Below are 6,856 nucleotides of genomic sequence, written 5' to 3' on the forward strand. Positions count from 1 at the left end.
CGCCCTGCGCGCGCGGCGGCCCGAGCACCCGGGAGCCGGACATGCGCGTGCCCCTCACCACCCGAGACTTCCTCGACCGCGCCGAGCTGGTGTACGGCGACCGGGTCGGCATCGTCGACGAGCCCCACCAGCCCGCGCCCTCGCTGGGCGACGTCACCTACCGGGAGTTCGCACGCCGCGGCCGGGCGCTGCAGGCGGGCCTCGACGCGCTCGGGGTGGGAGAGGGCGAGCGGATCGCGATCGTCAGCCACAACGCCGCCCGGCTGCTGGAGGTCCTGCTCGCGCTGCCGTCGTCCGGCCGGGTCGCCGTCCCGGTCAACTTCCGGCTCTCGCCCGACGAGGTCAGCTACATCGTGGGGCACTCCGGCGCGCGGGTGCTGCTGGTCGACCCGGAGCTCGAGTCGCCGCTCAAGCGCGTGGAGGCCGAGCACCGCTTCGGCACCGGGGAGGAGTACGAGCAGCTGCTCCGCTTCGACACCGAGCCGCGGCCGTGGGCCGAGCCGGACGAGGACGCCACCGCCACGATCAACTACACCAGCGGGACGACGGCCCGCCCCAAGGGCGTGCAGATGACGCACCGCAACACGTGGGTCAACGCCGTCACCTTCGGCATGCACATGCAGGTCAGCGACCGGGACGTGTACCTGCACACGCTGCCGATGTTCCACTGCAACGGCTGGGGCCTGCCGTACACGATGGCCGGCCTCGGCGCCCGCCAGGTGGTGCTGCGCAAGGTGGACGGCGCGGAGATCCTGCGCCGCGTCGACCAGCACGGCGTCACGGTCATGGCCGGCGCCCCGGCGGTGTGGAACGCCGTCCTCGAGGCCGCCGCCGACTGGGACGGCGAGATCCCCGGCCGCGACCGGGTCCGGATCATCGTCGCGGGCGCCCCGCCGCCCTCGCGCACCATCGCCCGCGTCGAGGCGGAGCTGGGGTGGGAGTTCAACCAGATCTACGGCCTCACCGAGACCGCGCCGCTGCTCACCATCAACCGGCCGCGCGCGGAGTTCGACGACCTCGAGCCGGAGGAGCGGGCCAAGAAGCTCTCGCGGGCCGGCGTCCCGGCACTGGGCACCCGGCTGCGGGTCAGCGACTCCGGTGAGGTGCTGGCCCAGGGCAACACCGTCCTGGCCGGCTACTGGGAGAACCCGGACGCCTCGGCCGAGGCGCTGGAGGGCGGCTGGTTCCACACCGGCGACGGCGGCTCCATCGACGACGGCGGGTACGTCACCATCTCCGACCGCAAGAAGGACGTGATCATCACGGGCGGGGAGAACGTCTCCTCGATCGAGGTGGAGGACGCGGTCTTCAGCCACCCGGCGGTCGCGGAGGTCGCGGTCATCGGCGTCCCCGACGACAAGTGGGGCGAGCGGGTCACCGCGCTGGTGGTCGTCGCCGAGGGGCAGCAGGTCACCCCGGAGGAGATCGTGGCCCACTGCCGCGCGCGCATCGCCGGCTACAAGATCCCCAAGCGGGTGGAGTTCCGGGAGGCCATCCCGCGCACCGCGACCGGCAAGATCCAGAAGTTCAAGCTCCGCGAGGAGTTCTGGTCCACCTCCGAGCGGCAGGTCAACTGAGAGAGGACCCCCTTACCCCCGCCACTCGCGAGCTCGCGGCGGGCCCCTGCAGGGGGGGCCGCCTGTGCTCGCCAGCCGGTGGGAGGACGGGGTCCTCCCACCCCAACGGGTGAGCACCCCCTCCGCCGACGGCCCGATCCGGTCGATCCCCCTGCCAGGAAGCGTCCTGCGGGGCGCCGTCGGTGTCGGGTCGCGCCGCGACGTCCCCCTCGGACGTCGCCGCGCCCCGGAGAGGGGTCGGTCCGGTGGTCAGCGGTGTGCACAGGCGGGGTGTCCGGGGTGTCCGGTGGTCCCTGCGCGGAGCCGGGACGGCGCTCGTCGCCGTGGTCGTGGTCGGCCTGGCCCCCGGCACGGCGGCCGCGGCGCCGGACCGCGCGGTCTCCCAGGCCCAGGCGGCGCGGGACGCCGCGGCCGCCCGCGTCGGGGACCTGAGCGCCCAGCTCGCCTCCGCCCAGGCGGCGGCCGATGCCGCGCACCAGTCCGCGCAGATCGCGCTGCAGGAGTACGAGGTCCGCCGCGCTGCCCAGGAGGCGGCGCAGGCCGCCGCCGACGCCGCGGCCGCCGCGGCCGCGCAGGCCCAGGCCGAGCTGGACCGCGGCCGCGCCGACGTCGTCGCCTTCGCGCGGTCGAGCTACATGCGGGGCAGCACGTCGCCCGGCGCGGCCGCGCTGATGAGCGCGACCGGGCCCGCGGAGCTGATCCAGCGCGCGGGGCTGCTCGACGCGGTCGGCACCCACCGGGTGGACGTCGTCGCGCAGCTGACCGCGCTGGAGGAGCAGGCCTCGGCGGCCGAGACGACAGCGCAGGTGGCGGTCCAGGAGGCCACCGCGGCCGAGACCGAGGCGGCGGGGTCCCTGGAGTCCGCGAAGCAGCAGGAGATCGCCGCGCGCGCCCAGGCCGAGACCCTGGTGCAGCAGCAGGAGGTCTGGGAGGCCGAGCTCGCCGAGGCCCAGGAGACGCTCTACGGCGCCCAGGGTGCGCAGGCCGCTCGCGAGGCCGCCGAGTCGGCCGCCGCGGCCGCGCAGGTCGCCCGGTCCCGCCCGCCGGCCGCTGCCTCGACCACCGCCACCGGCGGGTCGTCGTCCGGGAGCTCGTCCGGCCGGCCTCCGGCCCCCGGTGGCACGACCGCCGGCGTCCCGTCCGGCTCCGCGGTCCAGACGGCGATCGCGGCGGCCCAGTCGCAGGCCGGCGTACCCTACAGCTGGGGCGGCGGCGGCAAGAACGGGCCGAGCAAGGGCCTGGACCCCGACCAGGACCTCGTCGGTTTCGACTGCTCCGGCCTCATGGAGTACGCCTACGGGAAGGCCGGCATCTCCGTCGGCGGGGTCAGCCGCGACCAGTGGTGGAACTTCCGCAACCGCACCGTGGCTGCCTCCGACCTGCGGGCCGGCGACCTGGTCTTCTGGGCCTCGGGGTCGGACTACACCACGATCTACCACGTGGCGCTCTACATCGGGAACAACAAGGTCATCCAGGCGCCGCAGAGCGGGGACGTGGTGCGGACCTCGCAGATGTGGTTCGGCACCCAGTACTTCGGCGCCGTCCGGCCGACCGGCTGAGCGGGGGCCCGGGAAGGGCGTCGGGCAGCCACGGGGGGAGCTGCCCGACGCAGTGCCGAGGCTAGCAGTCAGCGGGGGCCGCGGGCAGGGGTGGAACGCCGCCACCTGGGCCGCCCTGCGGGGACCACCCAGGGCGGACGGCGGCGCGCAGGCGCGGCCGGTGGTGCGCGTCCAGGAAGCGTCCAGCAAGGTGTAGGACACTGGGCCCGGGGACGGGGACGCCGCCCCGTCACCGGCCTCCCGGAGGCCGTGGTCCGGCACCATCAGGGAGTTCCGTGAGCGCCGCCAGCACCCCCCTCGAGAAGCCCACGGGGGCCTCCGCCGCCGGTCAGATGGTGCCGCCCTCGGCGGACGCGGCCCGCCTGGAGCGGGTGCTCTTCGAGATCAAGCGGGTCATCGTCGGCCAGGACCGGCTCGTCGAGCGGATGCTCGTGTCCCTCCTGGCCCGCGGCCACGTGCTGCTCGAGGGCGTGCCCGGCGTCGCCAAGACCCTGGCCGTCGAGACGCTGGCGACCGTCGTCGGCGGCCGGTTCGCCCGCCTGCAGTTCACCCCCGACCTGGTGCCGGCCGACATCATCGGCACCCGCGTCTACCGGGCCGGCCGCGACGCGTTCGACACCGAGCTCGGCCCGGTGTTCGCCAACTTCGTGCTCACCGACGAGATCAACCGCGCGCCGGCCAAGGTGCAGTCGGCCCTGCTGGAGGTCATGGCCGAGCGGCAGGTCTCCATCGGCGGGGTCACCCACCCGCTGCCCGACCCCTTCCTCGTGCTGGCCACGCAGAACCCCATCGAGTCCGAGGGCGTCTACCCGCTGCCCGAGGCCCAGCGCGACCGGTTCCTCATGAAGGTGCTGGTCGACTACCCGAGCCCGGAGGAGGAGCGGGAGATCATCTACCGGATGGGGTCGACCCCGCCGGTGGCCGAGACCGTCCTCGGCCCCGATGACCTCCTGCGGATGCAGCGCACCGCCTCGCAGGTCTTCGTCCACCACGCGCTGGTCGACTACGTGGTCCGGCTGGTGGTCGCCACCCGCGCGCCGCGGGAGCTCGGCATGGAGGACGTCGCCTCGTGGGTCTCCTACGGCGCCAGTCCCCGCGCCTCCCTGGGGCTGATCGCGGCCAGCCGGGCCCTCGCGCTGGTGCGCGGCCGGGACTACGTGCTCCCGCAGGACGTCCTCGACGTCACCGCCGACGTGCTCCGCCACCGGCTGGTGCTCTCCTACGACGCGCTGGCCGACGGCGTGCCGGCCGACCACGTGGTCAAGCGCATCCTGCAGACCGTGCCGCTGCCGCAGGTGACGCCGCGGCAGCGGGCCGACGGCTTCGGCCCGAGCGTCCCCGGCGGCCCCTCGGTTCCCTCGTTCGGCCCGGCGTCCTTCGGCCCGCCGCAGTTCGGCCCGGGCGGCCCCGGTCAGGCCGGACCCGGCCACCCGCAGTTCGGCCCGCCGCCCGGCGCCGGTCAGCCGGGTCCGGGTCAGCCGGCCGTCCCGTCCGCGCAGCAGTTCGGCCCGCCGGCGCCGCAGGGCGAGGCCGGGCCGCAGGGCCGGCCGGGCCCGGCCGGCAACGGCTACGCCAACGGGTCCGCACCGGCGTGATCCTCCGTCGCCGCGCGGCCGCCGCGACGACACCGGAGCCGGCCGGGACCGCCCCGACGCCCGGGTCCGGCTCTGTACCCACGCCCGGGTCCGGCTCTGCCCCCACGCCCGGGTCCGGCTCTGCCCCCACGCCCGGGTCCGGCGTTGCCCCGACGCCCGGATCCGGCGTGGACCCCGGCGCGGGGGACGGCGCCCCGCCGCTGTTCGCCGAGGGGCCGGCCGACGTGCTGCTGCAGCGGCTGGAGCTCACCGTCCGGCGGCGCCTCGACGGGCTGCTGCAGGGCGACCACCTGGGCCTGGTGCCCGGATCGGGCAGCGAGGCCGGGGACTCCCGCACCTACCACCCGGGCGACGACGTCCGGCGCATGGACTGGCCGGTGACCGCGCGGGTGCAGGTGCCGCACGTCCGCGAGACCATCGCCGACCGCGAGCTGGAGACGTGGGCGGTCGTCGACCTGTCCGCGAGCCTGGACTTCGGCACCGCGCTGTGCCAGAAGCGGGACCTCGCGATCGCTGGCCTGGCCGCGGTCAGCCACCTCACCGTCCGCGGGGGCAACCGGCTCGGCGCCGTCGTCACCACGGGGGAGCGGGTCGACCGGTACCCGGCGGCGTCCGGGCGGTTGGCCGCCGACCGGCTGCTGCGCAAGGTGGTCGCCACCCCGCGGGCCGAGGGCGGGCGGCGCGGCGACCTCGCGGCCGCCCTGGAGTCCCTGCGCCGGCCGCCTCGGCGCCGCGGGATGGTCGTCGTCATCTCCGACTTCCTCGGTGACAGCGACTGGGAGCGGCCGCTGCGCGGGCTGGCCGGCCGGCACGAGCTGCTGGCCATCGAGGTGATCGACCCGCGGGAGCTGGAACTGCCCGACGTCGGCCTGCTGACCGTCGTCGACCCGGAGAGCGGCCAGACCCTCGAGGTGCCCACCGGCAACGCGGAGTTCCGCGCGCGCTTCGCGGCCGGCGCCGCCGCCCAGCGCCAGGCGATCGCCGCGGCGCTGCGCCGGGCCGGTGCCGGCCACCTGCAGCTGCGCACGGACCGCGACTGGCTGATGGACGTCGTCCGGTTCGTCGCCGACCGCCGGCGCGCCGGCAGCGGAGGAGCCTCCCGATGACCTTCCAGTCGCCCCTCTGGCTGCTGGCCCTGCTCGCCGTCGCGGCGCTGGTCGCCCTGTACGTGGTGCTGCAGCTGCGCCGCAAGGCCTACGCCGCCCGCTTCACCAACGTGGCGCTGCTCGGCTCGCTGGTCCCCAAGCGGCCCGGCTGGCGGCGGCACGCCGCGTTCGCGGTGGTCGCGCTGGGCATGGTGGCGCTCGTCGTCTCCCTCGCCGTCCCGAGCACCGAGGTGCGGGTCCCGCGGGAGCGGGCGACGGTGATCATGGCGGTGGACGTCTCGCTGTCGATGCAGGCCACCGACATCGAGCCCAGCCGCTTCGAGGCGATGCAGGTCGCGGCCAAGCAGTTCGTCGACGTCCTGCCGGCCCGGATCAACCTGGGGCTGGTGTCCTTCGCCGGCACCGCCACCACGCTGGTGACGCCGACGACCGACCGCGGCCAGGTGCGCAGCGCCATCGACAACCTCGACCTGGCCGAGTCCACGGCGATCGGCGAGGCGGTGTTCACCTCGCTCAACGCGATCGAGAACTACCAGTCGGCGCTCAACGCGAACGAGGAGGAGCTGGCGCCGGCCCGGATCGTGCTGCTGTCCGACGGCTACAACACCGTGGGCCGCGACGACACCCAGGCCATCGACGCCGCCGTCGACGCCGGGATCCCGGTGTCCACCATCGCGTTCGGCACCGACTACGGCACCCTCGACCTGGACGGCGAGCGGGTGCCCGTGCCGGTGGACCGCGCGACGCTGGAGCAGATCGCCGACGAGACCGGCGGCAGCTACAGCGAGGCGGCCAGCGCCGCAGAGCTCGAGCAGGTCTACGAGGACCTCGGCAGCCAGATCGGCTACACGACCGAGCCCCGCGACGTGAGCTACTGGTTCGTCCGCGGCGGCGTGCTGTTGGCGCTGGTCGGCTTCGTCCTCAGCCTGCTCTGGACCAACCGCCTCGTGTAGCGGAGTAGCAGGGGGGGGGGGCCCCCTCCCCCCCCCGCCCCCCGCACCGCTGGGGGGGGGGATGGG

4 protein-coding genes and 1 pseudogene are annotated in these 6,856 nt (G+C 75.5%); all 5 read left to right on the forward strand.

Going from position 1 to position 6,856, the window contains the following annotated elements:
* The first annotated feature begins 41 nt into the window (after window positions 1-41).
* On the forward strand, window positions 42-1,577 hold the full coding sequence (locus PGN05_RS00365) for an AMP-binding protein (RefSeq protein ID WP_419750174.1): 1,536 nt from the start codon (window positions 42-44) through the stop codon (window positions 1,575-1,577).
* 257 nt (window positions 1,578-1,834) lie between these two features.
* On the forward strand, window positions 1,835-3,136 hold the full coding sequence (locus tag PGN05_RS00370) for a C40 family peptidase (RefSeq protein WP_419750176.1): 1,302 nt from the start codon (window positions 1,835-1,837) through the stop codon (window positions 3,134-3,136).
* A gap of 332 nt (window positions 3,137-3,468) precedes the next feature.
* Window positions 3,469-4,428 (forward strand): annotated as a pseudogene (locus PGN05_RS00375) (AAA family ATPase); the annotation flags it as partial.
* A 470-nt stretch (window positions 4,429-4,898) separates the two neighbouring features.
* On the forward strand, window positions 4,899-5,837 hold the full coding sequence (locus PGN05_RS00380; protein ID WP_419750177.1) for a DUF58 domain-containing protein: 939 nt from the start codon (window positions 4,899-4,901) through the stop codon (window positions 5,835-5,837).
* Window positions 5,834-6,790 carry a VWA domain-containing protein gene (locus tag PGN05_RS00385; protein ID WP_419750179.1) on the forward strand — a complete coding sequence of 319 codons (957 nt, stop codon included), beginning with the start codon at window positions 5,834-5,836 and terminating at the stop codon, window positions 6,788-6,790. The genes PGN05_RS00380 and PGN05_RS00385 overlap by 4 nt, the downstream gene beginning before the upstream one ends.
* Window positions 6,791-6,856 lie beyond the last annotated feature (66 nt).

The sequence above is a fragment of the Geodermatophilus sp. CPCC 206100 genome (assembly GCF_048569675.1).
Taxonomy (GTDB): domain Bacteria; phylum Actinomycetota; class Actinomycetes; order Mycobacteriales; family Geodermatophilaceae; genus Geodermatophilus.

Excerpts from the sequence above, each read along its gene's own strand:
- PGN05_RS00365 (WP_419750174.1), top strand. The coding sequence starts at position 42 with ATGCGCGTGCCCCTCACCACCCGAGACTTCCTCGACCGCGCCGAGCTG.
- PGN05_RS00385 (WP_419750179.1), top strand. The coding sequence starts at position 5,834 with ATGACCTTCCAGTCGCCCCTCTGGCTGCTGGCCCTGCTCGCCGTCGCG.